Source organism: Flexivirga lutea, assembly GCF_054778955.1.
Genome location: NZ_BAAGZB010000002.1, coordinates 462,726 through 482,920, shown reverse-complemented (window position 1 = coordinate 482,920; position 20,195 = coordinate 462,726). Strand labels below are relative to the sequence as shown.

The following is a 20,195-nucleotide window of genomic DNA, read 5'->3' as shown; positions in this document are numbered from 1 at the left end:
TCTCCTACGTCTTCTTGCTGCTGTGCTCGGGCGGTATGACGACGAGCGGGTCGACCGGTGGTCGACCCGCCGTCCGGACTAGTACTCGGCTTCCTCGTCGACCGGTGGCACCTGTTCCGGTGCCTCCTCGGGTGCGTTGACCAGCTCCCGGGCGTCCAGGGCCTTGCCGATGAAGAGGTCGTAGACCACGATGCCGATGACCCCGCCGATCAGCGGTCCGACGATCGGCACCCACATGTACGCGGTGAATCCGCCTGGCCCGTGGACGGTGCCGGGTAGCGCCAACTCGCCGAACCCGGCGAAATAGGCCAGGATGCGCGGGCCGAGGTCACGTGCCGGGTTGATGGCGTAGCCGGCGTTGGCGCCGAAGCTCATGCCGATCGCGGCGACGATGAAACCGATGATCAGCGGCGCCAGGTTGGCCTTGACGATGGTGTTGCGGGCGTCGACGACGGCCGCGATGCACAGCAGCAGCAGAGCGGTGCCGATGATCTGGTCGAGCAGCGGACCCCACATGGAGCCGTGGAAGGCAGGGGACGGGAAGGTCGCGAAGATCGAGAACGTCGCGTTGGTGTGTCCGTTGACCAGTGATGCCCCCGCCTTGGCGGCCGCGTGGTCGTAGGCGTTGATGGAGTCGTGGTAGTTCCACCAGACCAGCGCGGCGCCGACGAACGCGCCGACCAGTTGGCTCAGCGCGTAGGGCGCCACCTTGCGCCAGGGGAACTTGCGCCGTACCGCGAACGCCAGCGTGACCGCGGGATTCAGGTGGGCGCCGGTGACGCCACCGGCGATGTAGACGCCGAAGCAGACGGCGAAGGCCCACCCCCAGGTGATCAGCAGCCAGTCGCCCGAGGCGAGGAAGATCGTCGTCGCGCTCTCGGCGCGGCCGGAGCCGGGCAGTGCCGCGACGGCCATTGCCACGACACCGTCGCCGAAGAGGATCAGCACGCAGGTGCCCAGGAACTCGGCGGCGCACTCACCCCACATGCCCCCCATCTGCTTCAGGCCCCATCCCTGCTTCATCGGGGCTGTGACGGCGCTCATCGTGCGGCCGCCGTGGCTGGTATGTCGAAGACCGGATGTCTCATGGCGGTTCCTACCTTCCAATGTGATCGGCATCACAGATTGCCCTGCGTCACGCCAAGGTAGAGCCGGCACAACGGACCGGTGCGGACCGCGTTTGACATTGTCGAACGGCCGCTGCGCGGCCTAGGGTCGGGCGTATGCCGGGAAGCGTGCAGTCGGTGGAACGGGCGGCGGCGATCCTTCGCCTGCTGGCCGTCGGACAGGGCCGCGCGCTGGGTGATCTGTCGGGTGCGCTCGGGCTGAGCAAAAGCACGGTGCACGGCATACTGCGCACCCTGGTCGAGGTGGGATTCGTCGAGCAGGACCCGGTGAGCGGCAGCTACCTGCTGGCGCCGGAGATCCTCGGTCGGCGCTCGAAAGCCATGGACATCAACGAAATGCGGTCCCGTGCGACCAACTGGGTCGACGCCCTCGCCGGCCGCACCCGGCTGTCCGCCAGACTCGTCGTGCTGCCCGATGCGCCGCCGGCCTCGATCGGCTCCGGGGTCACGGCGCACCATGTCTTCAGTGCATCGCCCGTGCCACAGCGAGTGGAGATCGGCGACCCGGTGGACCTGGCCGCGACCGCCGAGGGCAAGGTGCTGCTCGCGCTGAGCCCGATCGGCGGGCAAGTGCTCGACGGCCTGGTGGGTCGCGAAACGATCGACGCCGCGGCCCGCTCGCTGCGGGAGAACATCACGGCCACGCGCTCCCGGGGACTGGCGGTCGCGCTCGGACGGGCCGATGCCGGCGTCGCCGTGCCGGTGCGCAGCCACGGCGGCATGGTCGTGGCCGCGCTCGGCGTCCGTGGGACCGTCGAGCAGGTGCTCACCTCCGCCCGCACTCCGCGCGAGGGAGTGCTGTCGGCGCTGGACGAGGCGGCTCGCGGCACCTCTCACGCCCTCATGGCTCAGCGATGGTGATGCCATGAGCGCGCGGTATGTCATCAGCATCGACCAGGGCACGACCTCGACGCGGGCCATGGTCTTCGACCAGCACGGCCGGCTGGCCGGCATGGGCCAGCGCGAGCACCGGCAGATCTTCCCGCGTCCCGGTTGGGTCGAGCACGACGCGGCGGAGATCTGGCACAACACGCGGCGCGTCATACCGCAGGCATTGGCGGACATCGGCATCTCGGTGGCCGATGTCGCCGCGGTCGGGATCGCCAACCAGCGCGAGACTTTCGTCTTGTGGGAGAAGGTGACCGGTCGCCCGGTGTGCCCGGCGATCGTGTGGCAGGACACGCGCACGACGGCGATCGCCGACCACCTGTTGGACGATCCGGGCGCCGACTTCTTCCGGGAGCGCGCCGGGATCCCGCCGGCGTCATACTTCACGGCTCCCCGGCTGTCCTGGCTGATGGACGACCGGCCCGAACTACGGGCGCGTGCTCGTAGTGGCGAGCTGTTGATGGGCACCATGGAGACGTGGTTGATCTGGAACCTCACCGGTGGTCCGGACGGCGGCATACACGTCACCGATGTGACGAATGCGAGTCGCACCCTGTTGATGAATCTTGAACGTTTGCAGTGGGATCCGGAGCTCTTGGAATTCTTCGACGTGCCGGAGGCGATCCTGCCCGAGATCGTGCCGTCGTCCTCCGTCGTCGGCACTGCGACGGGTGCGCTCGCCGGGGTGCCTGTCGCGGCGGCGGTGGGTGACCAGCAGGGTGCGCTGTTCGGTCAGACGTGTTTCGAGGCGGGCGAGGTCAAGTGCACCTACGGCACCGGCGCCTTTCTGTTGATGAACACCGGTGACGAGGTGGTGCGATCGACGCACGGCATGCTCGCCACGGTCGCCTACCAGCTCGCGGACGGGTCGAAGGCTTATGCGCTCGAGGGGTCGATCGCGGTTGCCGGCGGACTCGTGCAATGGGTGCGTGACGGGCTCGGCCTGATCAGCACCGCTCCGGAGATCGAGACGCTGGCGCGCACCGTCGACGACAGTGGCGGGTGCGTGGTGGTGCCCGCGTTCACTGGACTCTTCTCGCCCTACTGGTCCTCGGGCGCGCGCGGCGTGATCTCCGGCCTGACCAGCTTCGTGACGGCCGGGCACCTGGCACGTGCGGTGCTCGAGTCCTGTGCCTGGCAGACGAGCGATGTCGTCGAGGCGATGGCCGCCGATGCGGGAGTTCCGTTGAAATCGTTGCGTGTTGACGGCGGTATGACGTCAAACCACCTGATGATGCAGATGGTCGCGGACGTGCTCGACGTCTCCGTGGTCCGGCCGACGGTCAGCGAGACGGTGAGTCTGGGAGCGGCATACCTCGCGGGCTTGGCCGTCGGCTACTGGTCCGACGTGAAGGTGCTGCGCCGCAACTGGCACCGTGCCGGGCAGTGGGATCCGGGGATGTCCCCGCAGTTGCGGGAGGCGCAGCGCGCCGCCTGGCGGTCCGGCATTGGCCGGACGCTGGGCAGTGGCGTGGTGCGGATCGCGGAGTGAGCGTGAAAGCGGCCAGAGCGTCTTCAGGCCTGATCGAGTGCGCCCAGAATGCGCGTCGCCGTCTCGGCTGGTGTGAGCTGATCGGTGTCGACCGCGAGGTCCCAGCCGTCGCCGACAGCCACGTCGATGTGACCGCGCGCGTTGCCGAGCACCCGGCCCTTGAAGCGGCCACGCTCGCGCTCTTCCAGGATGGGCAGAGTCGCCGTCAGGTGAACCCAGAAGGCCGAGCGTGCTCGCAACTCGCGCCTCCACGCGGGAACGATCGAGTCATCGATGGGCATCTCATCGAGGATGACGTTGTTGCCCGCGGCCAACATCGCGTTCACCGCAGCTCGCATCCCGGCCAACAGCTTTGCGCCGTCAGCGCCGTAGCGGATTCGGGCACGCGGTGAGCCATCGGGATCGGTGGTCTTCTCGACCCAGAACCCCGGCCCCGGCTGCCGGACGCTTGAGACTCCGACCAGCACGATGACCCGACCGCTCATGTGCTGCAGTGTTCCAGGCTCCGGATGTGGCTCGGCACCCTCGCTGGGCGATCGGTTCAGCTCAGTCGACAGCCGTGTCCCGACTGCGGCTCGCCCGTCGTCATGATTCGCAGGTAAGCACGTGCGATGTCGTGGCCTGCTGCCATGATCCACGACGTGGCTCACGATCTCGTTCAGCAGGTTCGCGCCCTTGTCGCCGGCATCGAGCCATCTGACGATCTGGCGGGCGCCCATCAAAAGGTGGCGCTGCGCTGGCTGGACTCGACGCATGACATCTACCGGCGAACGAAACTGGCGATCCCCTCTCCGCACCTGGTGTCCTACTTCTTACTGATCGACCGCGCAACCAATGCGGTGTTGCTCTGCGATCACCGCCTTTCCGGTCTGTGGCTACCGACAGGCGGGCACGTCGAGCCCGACGAGCATCCGGCGGACACCGTGCGTCGTGAGGTTGTCGAAGAGCTCGGGATCGAGGCGATGTTCGACGCCCAGACGGGCGCCGCGCCGTTCTTCCTGACGGTCACAGAGACCGTCGGTGACCCCGCAGCACGGCACACTGATGTGAGCTTGTGGTTCGCCCTCGAGAGTCGACCTGCTCAAGTGCTCGTTCCCGATGAGCGGGAGTTCACGTCGGTGCGCTGGTGGGGCATCGATGAGCTGTACGCCGAGACGTCCACGCGCATGGAACCTCACCTGATCCGTGCAGTGAAGGCGCTGCACATGGAGGTACCTGCGGCCCGCTGAGGCATCCGCAACTGAGGCAGCCTCGCCTTCTGGACGGTAATTCGCGTGCGTCAGCAGCGGACCCGCGATGGGATCGAAATCTTCCCCACGCTTCTCGTGCGGTAGGACGGACGCGATGATGAGACACCCGTTCCTTGGAGTGAGCGTCGAGACGCCGCTGTTGCAGTTGTGCGCTGCGACCGACGAATCGATGGGGGAACTGGCTGCGCCGGCTCACACGCTCTCTCGGATCACACCGTGGTTGGTGATGGCGCGTGCTCGGGTGGAATGAACTCCCCATTTAGCTAACGCTCTATACGCTTCACCGAAAACGTGTTCGATGAATCTCTAGGTTTCCCCACGCCCCCTGCAGTAGAATAGAAGTACGTCGAAAGCATTGCCCGGTAAGGAGTTTCGCGATATGGATGTCGATCCACAGCTGCCCGGCGAACCTCTCACGCCCTCCCACCTGGGCACCGGTTCTGAAGACGTTGTCACACCTGCGGCGCCCGGTCGCGGACCGGAGTTACTCGCCGCGCTGCACGACGTGGCGGACCTGTTGGACGAGGTACCGGGCGCGGTGCATCAACTCGGCACCGAGCAGGAAGATGAACTGGTCTCGGTCCTGCTGCGGTTGCACGGGCGGTCCGCGCAAGTGGTGACCCTGGTGGCCGCGGACGTGGTCGACCGGGGTGTCGTGTCACCCTCGGATGCGGCCACCACCAGCCAATGGATCACCGGACAGCAGGGCGGTGGGGTGCCGGTCGAACCGCGCACGATCCGGGCGATGGCAGCAGTGGCCGACGCGTGCCAGCACCGCCAGAACTCCGTCATCACGCACGCGTTACGGCAGGGTCGTGTTCGGTGGAATCCGCCCGGACCGCGCTGACCCAGGCCGACAAAGTGGGTCCGGTGATCCCTACCGCCGACCGCGACGAAGTTCTGGGCTGGTTCCTGCAGATCGACCCCGGACTGGGGTGCGCCGGGCTCACCCTGCTGACCCGCCGGATCATCGCCCGGTTCGCCCCCGACCAACTATCCCTGGGCGACGAGAAACTCGAACGCACCGAAACCCTGACCTGGGGCACCACACCGACGGGCATGACCCGGCTGGTGGCCGAGTTGGCACCGGCCAACGCCGCAATCCTCCAAAACGCGATCATGGCCACCTCTGCACCCCGCCCCGCACAACCCACGCCGGAGGCCGAAACCGGCGAGGCCACCCACGGTGAGCAGGTGCGGGACGAGCGGTCCCCGGGCAAACGCCGCGTCGACGCCCTCATGGACCTGGTCGGTGCCGGCGCCCGCGCCGCCACCGGTGAAGGCGTCCAGACCGCCGCAGCCACCGTCCTCCTCACCATGAACCTCGAAACATTGACCACCGGCAGTGACGGGGCAACCACCACCACCGGGGACGTCCTCGACGCCGGCGCCGCCCGCCGCCTCGCCTGCACCGCCGACCTCATCCCCGCCGTCCTCGGCGGACCCAGCGCCCCCCTCGATGTCGGCCGCCGACAACGCCTCGCCACCAAAGCCATCCGGGCCGCAGTCATCCTGCGCGACCACGGGTGCACCTTCCCCGGCTGCGACCGACCACCCGGCTTCTGCGAAATCCACCACCTCACCCCCTGGTGGGCCGGCGGCCACACCTCCCTCACCGACTCCGCACTCCTGTGCAGCCGCCACCACCACACCGTCCACCGGCAGGGCTACACGGCCGAGGTCCGACCCGACGGCGTGCACTGGGACCTCACACCCGGCCACATGCCCGGACACCACACCGCAGCAGCCTGAGGAGCGCCGTGCCCGATAACCCGTTGACGCCATACGAGCAGATGCCTGACGGTTCAAGGTTGTTTATCCGACCAGAGCAGACGACCGACGTCGAAGCCATCCGGGCAGTCACCGCAGCGGCCTTCCGAAGCGCGGCGCACAGCGCACCGCCCGTGACGCCCGGCGGCGACCCGGGGGAAGCGACGCTGGTGTCGTGGCTGCGCGACGATCCCGCGTGGATCCACGAACTCTCGCTGGTCGCCCTCGAGGACGACGCGGTGATCGGCCACGTCCTCTGCACCCGTGCGCACCTCGACGGCGAGGACGCCCTCGGACTCGGCCCGCTCAGCGTCCTCCCGGAGCGGCAAGGGACCGGCGTTGGCTCCGCGCTGGTGCACGCGGTCCTCGCCGCCGCGGACGGACAGGGCGAACGGCTCGTGGCGCTGCTCGGCGAGCCCGGTTACTACGGCCGCTTCGGATTCGTGCCGGCCCGCGAAGTAGGGATCACCGCGCCCGATCCGTCCTGGGGTGACTACTTCCAGGTCCGGACGCTCAGCGGATATGAGGGCAAAGGCGGCACCTTTCGTTACGCCGAACCCTTCGACAGGCTCTGAGCCCGCCGCACCCGACAAATCACTCGGCAGATCACCAGGTGACGGTGAAGCTGCCCTTGTCGGAGATGGGGCTGACGGCATACGAGGTGCCGGGGAACTTCCAGCCCGCACCGTCGGCCACCCAACCCTGCGCAGGCAGCGTCCCCCGCCAATAGGCCTCGATGTCGGTGGGCAGATAGGTGATCCGCACCGTCAACGTGTGGTCCGTGTGCGCAGTGCGCTGCCACGTCAAATCCGACGGCATCGACAGCATGCGCGCCGGACCGCCGGAAGGATCCACCAGCGGCACCGCGCCCGTGTAATCCTGATCACCCAGCGAGCCCGACTGCGGGAGCTCGGACGGCATCGCCGGCGGCAGCTGTGCCGCGGAGGTGTGAAGCGACGACTGGGCCGAGCCACCGGTCGAACCGTGCGACAGCGCAGTGCGATTCACGTCCGGCGAGGTGGACGCATCCGACGTCGGAACGGTCGACTGACCACCGGACGATCCCACCGAGGACAGCGTCGAGGTGCGCCCGTTCCCGGGGGTGGCCGGCTGCTGGAGATCGGGCCCCAGCTCGCCGGTGGACGAGGACGACGGGCCGGTCACAGTGCTCGAACCCGGCGACGACGAAGTCGTCGTCACGGCCGGGGGCAGGCCGTTGACCACCTGCCGCGTGTTCCCGTCATGCAGACCCACGAGAGCCACACCGATGATCGCGGCCGCGGCGGCCGCCGAACCGATGCCGGCGAACCAACGCGTCGCCGGATGGCGGCGACCCTGGGCTTCCAGCGCCGCGACGACCTCTGCCTCGCGTGCCGGGTCGAGATCGGCGTCGGAGACCTGCAGGGCCTTGGCCGCGAACGCGTCGCGCAGGCGGCGCTCCAGCTCCGCCGGGTCGTGCGGGTCAGACGGATTCATCGGTTGCGCCTCCTTGCATGATCGTGGTGAGTGTGGCCATCGCACGGCTCGCCTGGGACTTCACGGTGCCCCGGCTGATCCCCAGGGCGTCGGCGATCTCCGCCTCCGACATGTCGGACCAGTAGCGCAGCACCAACACCTCGCGCTGCCGCGGCGGCAACTGATCCACCGCCCGCAGCACCTCCTGGTGCTCCTCGGCGATGATCACGTCGGTGTCGGCGGGCGGGGCGATCTCCGGCTCGGCGACCTTCAGATGCGCGCGCACCGTGCGCCGCCGGCGCAGCATCGAGCGCGACTGGTTGACCACCGCCTGCCGGAGATAACCGACCGCGGCACGCGAGTCACGCAAGGCCGCGCGGTTGCGGTGCATCCCGAGGAACGCCTCCTGCACCACGTCCTCGGCGCTGGCCAGATCGTCGACGAGCAGTCGCGCGAGCCGCACCATCTGCAGGTGGTGGGTGCGATAGAGCTCCGCCAGATCGACGGAGTCGTCCGCAGTCATCGCATCGTGGGCGGGAGCCGGTCCATGCTCATGGATCCGACCTCCCCAGCGACTCGGCCTTCCGGCATACACGACGGGTGTGCTGAGTGTCATGACACCGCAACCCCTCGCCCAGACCTTAACCACTGGCTGACGCAGGAGGGAACGACGCACCGCGACGGGCCGGGGACCGGCCGCCATCCGTCGGTTCGCACGTTCCTCCTCACACCGGGAAGACGTGCGACGGCCCGCGAGGTTGCCTGCGCGCGCCCGCCAACCTGTATGGCGAGAGGTGCGATCGGTCACATGCGGCAGCCCGGCCGGCGCCGGCCACCCGCGTTCACGGCAGCAGGAGTATGCCGTCCGCGCGGGCCTTGGTCGCCCGGACCAGTTCGGCGTTGCGCTCGTCGGAGCCGAGCGCACGCTCGGCAGCCTCCGCAGGACTGCGCCCGAAACGGCGGTGCCGCTGGATCAGCCGGTCGCGGCGCAGCGGGTCGGGGACGTCGACATACCAGACCGCATCCAGCAGCCCGGGCACCGCGCTCCACGGCGGCCGGTCCAGCAGCAGGTAGTTGCCCTCGGTGAGCACGACCCGTGTCCCGGGGGAGACCGCGATGGAGCCGGCGACCGGCTCCTCCAGCGCACGGTCGAACGCCGGCGCCCAGACGGTGTCGTCCCGCTCCCGACGGATCCGGTCGAGCAGCGCGACATAGCCGGCGCCGTCGAAAGTGTGCGGCGCACCCTTGACCGGTGCCCAGCCGCGCGCGTCCAGCACCGCCTGCGCCAGGTGGAAGCCGTCCATCGGCACCACGACCGTGCGCAACCCGCGCGCCCGGCAGCCGGCGGCCACCAACTCGGCGGCGGTGGATTTCCCGGCCGCGGGCGGCCCGGTCAACCCGATGACGACGCGGTCGGACCGCGCGGCCGACTCGACGACGGCGTCGACGGCGGCTGCGGCATCGAGGGCGCGGACGGAGGTCACTCGCGAGACTCTGCGGCATTCCGGCGCCGTGCACAAGCTGCGGTGGTGCGGGAGCAGGCTGCGGCGGTGCTACCGTTTCCGGATCGGGTGCCCGTGTCGGGCACCCAGGTGCGAGCAGGGGAAGCCGGTGCGATTCCGGCGCTGTCCCGCAGCCGTGAGCGGCCGACCGGTCGCGAGTCGGAATACCTGCTCCCACCCGTCACCGGATCGACTGTCGAGGACTGCAGTCGCGGGCGAGATCGTGTCGCGCGCAAGAAGTCCCGACACGAAAGGACTCACGCGCATGCCCAGCCGCACGGTGCGCTCCGTCGCAGCCCTCGCGCTCGCCGCCTCGGCGACCACCTTCGCGTATGCCGGATCGGCCGCGCCGGCGCAGGCCGCCGGCTACAACGGCGTGTGCAAGACCAGTTCCGGGGTGACCGTCGTGGTCGACTTCCGTGACCTCGGCGGCGGGATCGCGGTCCGGTGCTCGCCGGTCGGCAGCGGCGCCACCGGTCTGCAGGCGTTGCAGGCCGCCGGGATCCCGGTGGAGGGGACCCGGCAGTACGGCCTTGCCTTCATCTGCCGCATCTACGGGCAGCCGTCGGCATCGGCCACGCTGCCCGGTGGTTACCACGAGTCGTGCGGGCGCACGCCTCCGCCGAATGCGCACTGGTGGTACACCCAGGCGCCCAATGGCGGGTCCTGGACCTCCAGCGGCGAAGGCGCCTCCAGCAGCCATGTCATCCCCGGCGGTTTCGAGGGCTGGGCGTTCAGCGAGGGCGGCACCAACTACCCGCCCCGCTACACCCCGAGCCGGCCCGCGGCGCCGAAGCCGCCGCCCGCGCACACCACCACGGCGCCGCCGGCGCCGCGCCATACGACCACCACCGCGCCACCGCCCCCGCACAGCACCGCACCGAAGCACGGTGGTGGGTCGCAACCGCAGTCCGCCACCGGCTCGACGTCCGGGTCGTCGACCGCGGCCGGCACGCATACCGCGAAGAACAAGAAGACGGCAGCTTCCCGGTCGGCCGGCGCCTCGACGGCCGCGCACAAGAGTTCGGCGACGTCCTCGACCGGAGCGGGCATCACGGGCACCTCCAGCGGGGGGCCCACCAATGCCGCCGGTGCGCCGATCGTCAACAGCGACAAGAAGATCAAGGACGCGGAGAAGTCGTCCACCATCAATGCGACCACCGTCGTGGGTGGTGGCGTCCTCGCGGCGCTGGCCATCGGCGGCAGCGCAGTAGCGTTCCTCCGCCGGCGCAACTGACAGTGGATCCGAGACATCCCACCAGGGCGACACGGCTGCCCGCACCGGTCCATCCGGTCGCCTGGTGGTTGTGGGCGATCGGACTGGCGGTGGCGGCGTCGTTCACCACCAACCCGCTGTTGTTGCTGCTGCTGATCGGGGTCTCCTGCTTCGTGGTCGTCCTGCGCCGCGGCAATGCGCCGTGGTCGCGATCGCTGCGGCTCTACCTGCTGCTCGGACTCTTCGTCGTCGTCGTGCGGGTCGCCTTCCGGTGCTTGCTCGGCGCGGCCGGCGCCGGGCCCGTGGTGCTGGACCTGCCGCGAATCCCCTTGCCGCAGTGGGCTGCCGGCGTCTCACTGCTCGGCCCGGTGCACCTGTCCGACCTGCTCGACGGTTTGTATGACGGCCTGCGGCTCGCCGCGATGATCATCTGCATCGGCGCGGCCAACTCACTGGCGAACCCGAAGCGACTGCTCAAGGTGGTACCCATCAGCCTCTACGACATCGGCACGGTGGTGGTCGTCGCCGTCTCGGTCTTCCCGCAGCTGGCGGACAGCATCCGACGGGTGCGCCGAGCGCAGCGTCTGCGGGCCGACGCCGATGGTGGCAAGTGGCACGTCGTGCGCCGAGTCATCGTCCCGGTGCTGGCCGATGCGCTGGACCGCTCACTGCTGCTCGCGGCAGCGATGGATTCGCGAGGCTACGGGCGTCGCGGCTCGACGCCGAAGCGGACCCGCCGGATCCTCGGCGTGCTGACACTGGCCGGCCTGATCGCCGTCTGCATCGGCATCTTCGGTGTCCTGGACGACCGCGCACCGACACTCTTCCGGTGGCCGGCGTTCGTGCTCGGGGTGGCGCTCGCCGCACTGGGGCTGCTCTGCTCCTCGCGTGAGCGCGCGGTCACCCGCTACCGCGTGGATCCGTTCGGGGTGGTTGGTTGCGCCGTGGCCGCCAGTGGTCTGGCCGCCGGGGCGTTGATGATCCTGGCGGCACAGATCACGCCGGCACACCTCAACACCTCCACGACCCCTGCGCAGTGGCCGATCGTCGACCTGCTGCCGCTGGTCGCTGCCGTCATCGGCCTGCTGGCCGCCGTCGTGTCGCCGCCCAGCGTCATACAGGATGCGACGGAGGAGGTGGCGGCATGATCGAGCTGCACGACGTGTCGGTGCGTTACGAGGGTGCGCCCGCCGGCGACCCGGGACCGGCCGGCGGCACGGCTGCCGCACTGGCGCACGTCGACCTGCAGATCGACGAGGGCGAACTCGCCCTGGTCGTCGGGCGCACCGGCGTCGGGAAGTCGACCCTGCTCGGTGCCGTCAACGGGCTGGTGCCGCACTTCACCGGAGGCCGGCTGTCGGGTCGGGTCGTCGTCTCCGGGATGGACACCAGGGACCACCCGCCCCGTGAGATGGCCGACGTCGTCGGCCGGGTCGGCCAGGACCCGCTCGCCGGATTCGTGGCGGACACCGTTGAGGACGAACTCGCCTACGGCATGGAGCAATTGGGTGTTGCACCGGCCACGATGCGCAAGCGCGTCGAGGAGACCCTCGACCTGCTCGGCATTGCCGCGCTGCGTCGCCGATCGCTGGCCACGCTGTCCGGCGGCCAGCAGCAACGCGTCGCGATCGGGGCGGCACTGGTGACCGCGCCGAAGGTGTTGGTGCTGGACGAGTCGACATCGGCACTCGACCCCGGATCCGCCGAGGAGGTGCTCGCCGCGATCACCCGGCTGGTGCACGACCTCGGCACGACCGTCGTGATGGCCGAGCACCGGCTGGAACGCGCTGTGCAGTATGCCGATTCGGTGATCACCCTGCCGGGTGACGGCATCGTCCGCGGCGGTGACCCAGCGACGATGATGATCGACGCGCCGGTAGCGCCACCGGTGGTGCAACTCGGCCGGCTGTGCTCGTGGTCGCCGCTGCCGTTGTCGGTGCGTGACGCCCGGCGAGCCGCGCGGCCGTTGCGCGAGCGGCTCGGGTCGCCGCCGCAGCGTACGCGTTCGCCCGGTGAGGTGCTGTTGCGGGCCGACGGGGTGACCGTCCGGTATGGCGACCGCGTGGCGGTACGCGAGATCGGGCTGCGGTTGGCCGCCGGCACGGTCACCGCGCTGATGGGGCGCAACGGGTCGGGGAAGTCGTCGCTGCTGTGGGCCTTGCAGGGCAGCGGGCCACGCGCCGCGGGTTCGGTGCTGGTCGACGGCGTCGAGACCGCGTCGAGGAACCGGCGGCGCAGCTCGGCCGAGTCGGCCGCGATCGGGTTGGTGCCGCAGACCGCCGCCGACCTGCTCTACTGGGAGACGGTCGGGGAGGAGTGCGCCGCGGCGGGTCCCGGCGCGCGCGCCCTTCTGGACCGGATCGCGCCCGGCATCGACGACCGGCAGAACCCGCGGGATCTGTCCGAAGGACAACGTCTTTCGCTCGTGCTGGCGATCCAGCTGGCTGCTCGCCCGCGAGTCCTGCTGCTGGACGAGCCAACCCGCGGGTTGGACTACCGGGCCAAGGAACTGCTCGCCCGGCAGCTCGACACGCTCGCGGGTGAAGGGCACGCCGTGCTGGTGGCCACCCACGACGTGGAGTTCGTGGCCGGGGCGGCCGACCGGGTGGTCGTGCTCGCCGACGGTGACGTCATCGCCGATGGTCCGACCGCCGACGTGGTGGCGTCGTCACCGATCTTTGCGCCGCAGGTGGCCAAAGTGCTGGCCCCTCAGGCGTTCCTCACCGTCGACGATGTCGCCGCGGCGCTCGGGGGCCAACCGTGAAACAGCAGGCCGCCAAGCAGCAGGCCATGAACCAGCAAGTCGTCGAGCAACGGCCGATGTCGGCGCGCGACGGGCACGACCTGGTGGCCACGCTCGGTGGTCACGCGGTCCCGTTGCGCGCACGTTCGGCGCTGGTGCTGGCGCTGATCAGCGTCGCCGGACTGGCGATGTTCTGCTGGCCGTTGCTGGTGCACCATGCGGGGTCGGGCACGGGCCACGTCACCGATGCACCGATCATCTTCGCGGTGACGCTTCCGCTGCTGGTCTTCGTCGTGCTTGCCGAATTCGCCGACGGCGGAATGGATTCCAAGGCGCTGGCGATGCTCGGAGTGCTGTCCGCGGTGGACGCCGCGCTGCGTCCGACGGGCGGCGGCACCGGTGGGATCGAGACGGTCTTCTTCCTGCTGATCCTCGCCGGCCGGGTCTTCGGACCGGGATTCGGCTTCGTGCTCGGCTGCACCTCGCTCTTCGCGTCAGCGCTGATCACCGCGGGCGTGGGGCCCTGGCTGCCCTTCCAGATGCTCTGCTCCGCCTGGATCGGGATGGGCGCCGGGTTGTTGCCACGACGGCTCCGCGGTCGCCGTGAGCTCGCGATGCTGATCGGTTACGGGGTGATTGCGGCATACCTCTTCGGTGCGCTGATGAACCTCTACACCTGGCCGTTCCTCGCTGGCACCGACATCTCCGGGCACGCGAACCTGGCCTTCGTCCCTGCGGATTCGCTGCTGGACAATCTGCACCGATTCGGCGTCTACACGCTGGTGACCTCCACCGGCGGGTGGGACACCGGCCGCGCCATCACCAATGCCGTGGCGATCGCCGTGCTCGGCCGTCCGGTGCTGGTGGTGCTGCGCCGCGCCGCCCGCAGGGCGTCATACGACCCCATCCGCAGCGACGCTTGACCGCCCCGTTGCCGAGACGCACCGCGATGCTGGGGCGGAGTCTCGGCGAGACGTGGGCGCGGTTACATCTCCTCGTGGGTGTCAGGGTCGCCGCCGAAGAGCCGCCCGTCGGGGCGACCCAGCGCCGTGATCGCGTCCATCTCGGCATCGGACAGCTCGAAGCCGAAAATGTCCAGGTTGGTCTTCTGCCGCCGCGGTGTCGCGGACTTCGGCAGCGGCAACGAGCCCAGCTGGTGGTGCCAGCGCAGGATGACCTGGCCCGGGGTGACATCGTGCGCGCGGGCTGCACCGGCCACCGGCGCTTCGCCGAACGGCGCCTGCCGCTTGCCCATCGGGCTCCACGCCTCCGTCCGGATCCCGCGCTCGGCGTTGGCCGCGCGCATCTCGACCTGTGGGAAATAGGGGTGCAGCTCGATCTGGTTGACCGCCGGGGACACCCCGGTTTCGCCGATGATCCGGTCCAGCTGCTGCGCGGTGAAGTTGGAGACACCGATCGTGGAGACCATCCCCTCCTGCTGCGCCGTGACCAGCGCGCGCCACGCCTCGACGTACTTGTCGACGCTGGGGTTCGGCCAGTGGATGAGGTGCACGTCGATCCGGTCCACCCGCAGAGCCTCCAGCGAGGAGCGGATCGACGCGAGTGCATCGTCATACCCGTGATGGCGGCCGGGGATCTTGCTCTGGATGCGCACCTCGTCGCGCGGCACACCGGAGCGTCGCAAGGCCTCGCCGACGTCGAATTCGTTCTCATAGTTCACTGCCGTGTCGAGCAGCCGGTAGCCGGTGTCGAGCGCGCTCTTGATCGCGATCGTGCCCTCCTCGCCCTTCAGCGGGTAGGTCCCGAAGCCGATCGCGGGCAGGCTGGTGCCGTCGTTCAGGGTGTATGTCGGAGTAGTCACCACTCCCACGCTACGCGCGGCCCGGCCGGCGGTCAGCGGCCGGCGACGAGAATTCACTCTCGTGCAGGGTGCTCCGGCGCATGCCCGGACACTGCAGTGGATATCCCTGGTGCGCCGGTGCCCCCGGGCTAACCTGCCAGGAAGCCCCGACGGCCGGGCGCCCTCGACGAACGAACTGCCGACGCGACCAAGGAGCGTTCGATGCTTGGACTGCCGGACTCCATCACCACCTGCCTCTTCGACCTGGACGGGGTGCTGACCGACACAGCCAGTGTCCATCGCACGGCGTGGAAGCAGATGTTCGACGCCTATCTGGAAACGCGGGACGGCAAGGACTTCCGGCCGTTCACCGAGGACGACTACAACCGGTATGTCGACGGCAAACCACGCCAGGACGGCGTCCGCGACTTCCTCGCCTCCCGCGACATACACCTGCCGAACGGGGCACCGAACGACGGCGGTGACGCCGAAACGGTGTGGGGGCTCGGCAACCGGAAGAACGACAGGTTGCAGGCCGAGATCGAGCGCAACGGCGTCGAGGTCTACGAAGGCAGCCGACGTTACCTGCAGCTCGCCCGAGAGCACGGGCTGCACCGGATCGTGGTGTCGTCCAGCGCCAACACCAGGATGGTGCTCGAGGTCACCGGTCTCGACCGGTATGTCGAGGGACGCGTCGACGGGGTGACGCTCGGCGAGCAGCACATCCCGGGCAAACCCGCTCCGGACTCGTTCCTCGCCGGCGCGGAACTCGTGGGTGCCTCGGCGGATCAGGCGGCCGTCTTCGAGGACGCCGTGTCCGGTGTCGCTGCCGGCCGGGCCGGAGACTTCGGCTTCGTGGTGGGGGTCGACCGCGTCGGACACGCGGACGCGTTGCGGCGAAGCGGCGCCGACGTCGTCGTGCGCGACCTCGCGGAACTCGTCGACCCCGCTGCGTCCACTGACCATGCCGGGCTCTCCGGGCAGAAGGACTGATGCGATGACCGACAACGCCAAGAGCGAGTTCACCGTCGAGCCGTGGCGGGTGCGCGAACTCGGTGTCCACCCGGGCAATCTCGCGCAGTCCGAGTCGGTCTTCGCGCTCGCGAACGGTCACATCGGGGTGCGCGGCAACTACGACGAATCCACCCCGAACGGCCTACTGGGCACCTACCTCAACTCGTTCTACGAGGAGCGGCCGCTGCCGTATGCCGAAGCGGGCTACGGCTACCCCGAGGAGGGGCAGACGATCGTCAACGTCACCGACGGCAAGATCATCCGGCTGCTGGTCGATGACCAGCCGCTCGACCTGCGCTACGGGGTGGTGCGGCACCAGGAACGCACGCTCGACCTACGCGAGGGGTTGCTGCACCGGGACCTGATCTGGGAGACGACCGCGGGCACCCAGGTGCACATCCGGTCCACCCGACTGGTCTCGTTCACCCAGCGCGCGATCCTCGGCATCCGCTACTCCGTCGAGGCGGTCAACAAGCCGGTCCGCATCGTGATGCAGTCGGAGATGGTCGCCAACGAGAACCTCGTCGTGGCATCCAAGGATCCCCGGGTGGCGGCCGCGCTGAAGGATCCGCTGGAGCCGGAGGAGGCCACCAACAGTGGCAACCGGTCCTCGATGATCCACCGCACCCGCCGCAGCAGGCTGCGGGTTGCCGTTGCGTGTGACCACCAGATCCACGGCGAGAACGACTTCCACAGCAACACCTACGTGCAACCGGACTGGACCCGCACCACGGTCGGCACCGAATTGCAGCCGGGCGAGACAGTCGGCCTCACCAAGTTCGTTGCCTACGGATGGAGTTCGCAGCGCACCTTGCCGGCGTTGCGCGACCAGGTGGATGCGGCGCTGTCCGCCGTGTTGCACACCGGTTGGGACAACCTGGTCAGCGAGCAGCGCCGCTACCTGGACGAGTTCTGGGACGGCGCCGACGTCGAGGTCGACGGCGACCCGGTCATCCAGCAGGCCGTCCGTTTCGGCCTGTGGCACGTGCTGCAGGCCGGCGCCCGGGCGGAGGGGCGCGCCATACCGGCGAAGGGGCTGACCGGCCCCGGGTACGACGGGCACTGCTTCTGGGACAGCGAGATGTATGTGCTGCCCGTGCTCACCGCCACCGCACCGCAGGCCGCCCGTGACGCGCTGAGGTGGCGGCTGTCGATCGCGGACCTGGCCGAGGAACGCGCCGACACCCTCAAGCTGGGCGGTGTCACCTTCCCCTGGCGGACGATCCGCGGACAGGAGTGCTCGGCGTACTGGCCGGCGGGCACGGCGGCGTTCCATGTGAACGCCGCCATCTCGGTCGCCGCGGCCCGCTACGTCTACTGGACCAACGACGAGGAGTTCGACCGTGAGGTTGCACTGCCGCTGCTGGTGCGTACGGCGCGGTTGTGGGCGAACCTCGGCTATCACGGCGACGACGGCAGGTTCCACATCGACGGCGTCACCGGGCCGGACGAATACAGCGCCGTCGTCGACGACAACCTCTACACCAACCTGATGGCGGCCCGGAACATGCGGTATGCCGCCGAGGTCGTGGAGCGGTGGCCGAAGGATGCCAAGGAACTGAAGGTGACCGAGTCGGAGCGCGCGAACTGGTGGGCGGCCGTCGAGACGATCGCGGTGCCCTACGATTCCGAACGCGACGTACACATGCAGGACGCCGACTTCACCCAGCACCGGGTCTGGGACTTCCAGGAGACCTTCGACAGCAAGAGCTATCCGCTGCTGCTGCACTACCCGTATGTCGCCATCTATCCGCGGCAGGTCATCAAGCAGGCCGACCTGATCCTTGCAATGCATTGGTGTGGCGACGAATTCACCATTGCGCAGAAGGCCAGGGCGTTCGCCTATTACGAACCGCTCACCACCCGTGACTCGTCGTTGTCGGCCTGCACGCAGGCGATCATCGCGGCTGAGGTCGGACACGTCGACCTGGCGCACGACTACGCGACCGAGGCGGCGTTGATGGACCTGCACGACCTGGAACACAACACCAAGGACGGCGTGCACGTCGCGTCGCTGGCCGGTGCCTGGCTCGCGCTGGTCTGCGGTTTCGGCGGCATGCGGGACCACCACGGCCAGTTGAGCTTCGCGCCGGCACTGCCCGAGGGGATCGAGCGACTGGCGTTCACCCTGCGCTGGCAGGGCTGCAAGGTCCGGGTCGAGATCACCCACGAGCGGACCACCTACCAGCTCGAGGACGGGCCGGATGCCCACACGACCGTGCAGCACTACGGCCGCAAGTTCACCCTGCGGTCCGGCAGGCCGACGTCCCGGGCGACGAAGGCGCCCAACCCGATCACGCCGCGCCCGGAACAACCGATCGGCCGGGCGCCGATCCGGGCCGGGTCGGGCGGCTGATCCGTGGCGGCGGACGGGTGGCAGACTGGTGGTCGAGCCGGGGACGGCTGATCAATGGAGATCCGCCTTCGGCATACGTCAGCGACGGGAGCCGAAAACAATGACGACACAAGGCGATTCACACAATGCAACGCGCACCGAGCACGACTCGATGGGCGATGTCGAGGTGCCGGTCGACGCCAAATGGCGCGCTCAGACGCAGCGCGCCGTGGAGAACTTCCCGATCTCGGGCAAGCCGATCGAGCGTGAGCTGATCGGCGCTCTGGCATCGATCAAGGGATGTGCGGCGCTGATCCGCGCCGATCGGGGCATGCTCGACCAGGACAAGGCGCGGGCGATCCACGACGCCGCCGCGAACGTCGCACGGGGGACCTGGGACGCGGAGTTCCCCATCGATGTCTTCCAGACCGGCTCGGGCACCTCCTCGAACATGAACGCCAACGAGGTCATCGCGACCCTCGCCCAGGAAGCACTGGGGGAGCCGGTGCATCCCAACGACGACGTCAACGACCCGTTCTCCTCCAACGATCAGTTCCCTGCCGCCATACACATCGCCGCGACGCGGGCGGTGGTCCGCAAGCTGGTGCCGTCACTGGAGCATCTCGCGGAAGCGTTGGAGGGCAAGGCGACCGAGTTCGTGGACGTGGTCAAGTCGGGACGCACACACCTGATGGATGCGACTCCGGTGACGCTTGGCCAGGAGTTCGGCGGCTACGCCGCTCAGATCCGGCTCGGGGTGTCGCGCCTGCAGGATGCGCTGCCGCGGGTCGGGTCGTTGCCGCTGGGCGGGACGGCGGTCGGCACCGGCATCAACGCACCCGAAGGCCTTGCGGCCGAGGTGATTTCGCGGCTCGCGCACGACATGGACCTGCCGCTGACCGAAGCTGCCGACCACTTCGAGGCGCAGGGAGCACGCGACGCGCTCGTGGAGTTGTCCGGTGTGCTGCGCACGATCGCCGTCAGTATGACGAAGATCGCCAACGACATCCGGTGGATGGGCTCGGGACCGCGGACCGGTCTCACCGAGATCTTCCTGCCCGACCTGCAGCCGGGCAGCTCGATCATGCCCGGCAAGGTCAATCCGGTGCTGGCAGAGGCGGTGTGCCAGGTCGCCGCGCAGGTGGTCGGCAATGATGCCGCCGTCGCGTGGGGTGGCGCCGCCGGCAACTTCGAGCTCAACGTGATGCTGCCGGTGATCGCCGACAACCTGCTGCAGTCGATCGAGATCCTGGCCAACGTCAGCGTGCTCTTCGCCGACCGCTGTGTCAGCGGCATCGAGGCCAACGTCGACCGGTGCCGGGAGTTCGCCGAGTCGTCCCCGTCGATCGTCACCCCGCTGAACCACTACGTCGGGTATGACGAGGCGTCCACCATCGCCAAGCAGTCGCTGAAGGAGGGCAAGACCATCCGCGAGGTGGTGATCGAGCGCGGCCACCTGGAGGACGGCTCGATCAGCGAGTCCGACCTGGACCGGGCGCTCGACGTGCTGGCGATGGCCCGGCCGCACGATCGCGACTGACGCACTTTCCGCCGACTGACGCACCTGCAACTGCGTCACTCGCCGCTACGTGCGTCACTCGC

Annotated in this window: 19 protein-coding genes and 1 riboswitch; of the genes, 13 read left to right on the top strand and 6 right to left on the bottom strand. The window is 69.1% G+C overall.

Annotated features, from left to right (window positions below; translation table 11 throughout):
* Positions 1-78: 78 nt before the first annotated feature.
* Positions 79-1,044: an MIP/aquaporin family protein gene (locus tag ACYVBN_RS08720; protein ID WP_460600162.1), complete on the bottom strand. Its 966-nt coding sequence runs from the start codon at positions 1,042-1,044 to the stop codon at positions 79-81.
* Positions 1,045-1,223: 179 nt separating this feature from the next.
* On the opposite strand from ACYVBN_RS08720, the gene ACYVBN_RS08715 reads away from it, so the two are divergent.
* Both ACYVBN_RS08715 and glpK read left to right on the top strand, forming a co-directional pair.
* Complete coding sequence (locus ACYVBN_RS08715; RefSeq protein ID WP_460600161.1) at positions 1,224-1,988, top strand: IclR family transcriptional regulator; 765 nt, start codon at positions 1,224-1,226, stop codon at positions 1,986-1,988.
* Between the two features lie 4 nt (positions 1,989-1,992).
* Positions 1,993-3,507, top strand: a complete 1,515-nt coding sequence (gene glpK / locus ACYVBN_RS08710; RefSeq protein ID WP_460600160.1) for an FGGY family carbohydrate kinase — start codon at positions 1,993-1,995, stop codon at positions 3,505-3,507.
* Positions 3,508-3,530: 23 nt separating this feature from the next.
* Here the strand turns inward: glpK and ACYVBN_RS08705 are convergent, their stop codons facing one another.
* Positions 3,531-3,992, bottom strand: coding sequence for a P-loop NTPase family protein (locus ACYVBN_RS08705; RefSeq protein WP_460600159.1), 462 nt, complete (start codon positions 3,990-3,992; stop codon positions 3,531-3,533).
* Between the two features lie 144 nt (positions 3,993-4,136).
* On the opposite strand from ACYVBN_RS08705, the gene ACYVBN_RS08700 reads away from it, so the two are divergent.
* The 4 genes from ACYVBN_RS08700 (at position 4,137) to ACYVBN_RS08685 (ending at position 7,102) form a co-directional block, all read left to right on the top strand.
* Positions 4,137-4,736: an NUDIX hydrolase gene (locus ACYVBN_RS08700; protein ID WP_460600158.1), complete on the top strand. Its 600-nt coding sequence runs from the start codon at positions 4,137-4,139 to the stop codon at positions 4,734-4,736.
* 400 nt (positions 4,737-5,136) lie between these two features.
* Entirely contained in the window at positions 5,137-5,604 is a 468-nt protein-coding gene (locus tag ACYVBN_RS08695; RefSeq protein ID WP_460600157.1) for a hypothetical protein, read from the top strand.
* A complete protein-coding gene (locus ACYVBN_RS08690; RefSeq protein WP_460600156.1) occupies positions 5,580-6,509 on the top strand; it encodes an HNH endonuclease signature motif containing protein in 930 nt (309 codons plus the stop codon). The genes ACYVBN_RS08695 and ACYVBN_RS08690 overlap by 25 nt, the downstream gene beginning before the upstream one ends.
* A gap of 59 nt (positions 6,510-6,568) precedes the next feature.
* Complete coding sequence (locus ACYVBN_RS08685) at positions 6,569-7,102, top strand: GNAT family N-acetyltransferase (protein WP_460600155.1); 534 nt, start codon at positions 6,569-6,571, stop codon at positions 7,100-7,102.
* Between the two features lie 31 nt (positions 7,103-7,133).
* Here the strand turns inward: ACYVBN_RS08685 and ACYVBN_RS08680 are convergent, their stop codons facing one another.
* The 3 genes from ACYVBN_RS08680 to ACYVBN_RS08670 all read right to left on the bottom strand — a co-directional run bounded on the left by ACYVBN_RS08680 (position 7,134) and on the right by ACYVBN_RS08670 (position 9,466).
* A complete protein-coding gene (locus ACYVBN_RS08680; RefSeq protein WP_460600154.1) occupies positions 7,134-8,003 on the bottom strand; it encodes a hypothetical protein in 870 nt (289 codons plus the stop codon).
* A complete protein-coding gene (locus ACYVBN_RS08675; RefSeq protein ID WP_440283688.1) occupies positions 7,990-8,505 on the bottom strand; it encodes an RNA polymerase sigma factor in 516 nt (171 codons plus the stop codon). The genes ACYVBN_RS08680 and ACYVBN_RS08675 overlap by 14 nt, the downstream gene beginning before the upstream one ends.
* 319 nt (positions 8,506-8,824) lie before the next feature.
* Positions 8,825-9,466: a nucleoside/nucleotide kinase family protein gene (locus ACYVBN_RS08670; protein ID WP_460600153.1), complete on the bottom strand. Its 642-nt coding sequence runs from the start codon at positions 9,464-9,466 to the stop codon at positions 8,825-8,827.
* A 74-nt stretch (positions 9,467-9,540) separates the two neighbouring features.
* A riboswitch (cobalamin riboswitch) is annotated at positions 9,541-9,674 on the top strand.
* Between the two features lie 75 nt (positions 9,675-9,749).
* Between ACYVBN_RS08670 and ACYVBN_RS08665 the strand changes: the two genes are divergently transcribed.
* Genes ACYVBN_RS08665 through ACYVBN_RS08650 form a run of 4 tightly spaced genes read left to right on the top strand, consistent with a single transcriptional unit; the run spans position 9,750 to position 14,366 of the window.
* Positions 9,750-10,721, top strand: a complete 972-nt coding sequence (locus ACYVBN_RS08665; protein ID WP_460600152.1) for a hypothetical protein — start codon at positions 9,750-9,752, stop codon at positions 10,719-10,721.
* A gap of 2 nt (positions 10,722-10,723) precedes the next feature.
* Positions 10,724-11,848 carry a CbiQ family ECF transporter T component gene (locus ACYVBN_RS08660; protein WP_440283685.1) on the top strand — a complete coding sequence of 375 codons (1,125 nt, stop codon included), beginning with the start codon at positions 10,724-10,726 and terminating at the stop codon, positions 11,846-11,848.
* Positions 11,845-13,464 carry an ABC transporter ATP-binding protein gene (locus ACYVBN_RS08655; protein WP_460600151.1) on the top strand — a complete coding sequence of 540 codons (1,620 nt, stop codon included), beginning with the start codon at positions 11,845-11,847 and terminating at the stop codon, positions 13,462-13,464. The genes ACYVBN_RS08660 and ACYVBN_RS08655 overlap by 4 nt, the downstream gene beginning before the upstream one ends.
* Before the next feature lie 26 nt (positions 13,465-13,490).
* Complete coding sequence (locus ACYVBN_RS08650; RefSeq protein ID WP_440283683.1) at positions 13,491-14,366, top strand: ECF transporter S component; 876 nt, start codon at positions 13,491-13,493, stop codon at positions 14,364-14,366.
* Between the two features lie 62 nt (positions 14,367-14,428).
* Here the strand turns inward: ACYVBN_RS08650 and ACYVBN_RS08645 are convergent, their stop codons facing one another.
* Entirely contained in the window at positions 14,429-15,268 is an 840-nt protein-coding gene (locus ACYVBN_RS08645; RefSeq protein WP_440283692.1) for an aldo/keto reductase, read from the bottom strand.
* 198 nt (positions 15,269-15,466) lie between these two features.
* On the opposite strand from ACYVBN_RS08645, the gene ACYVBN_RS08640 reads away from it, so the two are divergent.
* From ACYVBN_RS08640 to ACYVBN_RS08630, 3 genes are all read left to right on the top strand, one after another.
* Positions 15,467-16,237 (top strand): beta-phosphoglucomutase family hydrolase, encoded by a 771-nt coding sequence (locus ACYVBN_RS08640; RefSeq protein ID WP_460600150.1) that lies wholly within the window; start codon positions 15,467-15,469, stop codon positions 16,235-16,237.
* Positions 16,238-16,241: 4 nt separating this feature from the next.
* Positions 16,242-18,614 carry a glycoside hydrolase family 65 protein gene (locus ACYVBN_RS08635; RefSeq protein ID WP_460600149.1) on the top strand — a complete coding sequence of 791 codons (2,373 nt, stop codon included), beginning with the start codon at positions 16,242-16,244 and terminating at the stop codon, positions 18,612-18,614.
* Positions 18,615-18,714: 100 nt separating this feature from the next.
* Positions 18,715-20,133, top strand: coding sequence for a class II fumarate hydratase (locus tag ACYVBN_RS08630; RefSeq protein ID WP_460600148.1), 1,419 nt, complete (start codon positions 18,715-18,717; stop codon positions 20,131-20,133).
* Positions 20,134-20,195: the final 62 nt, after the last annotated feature.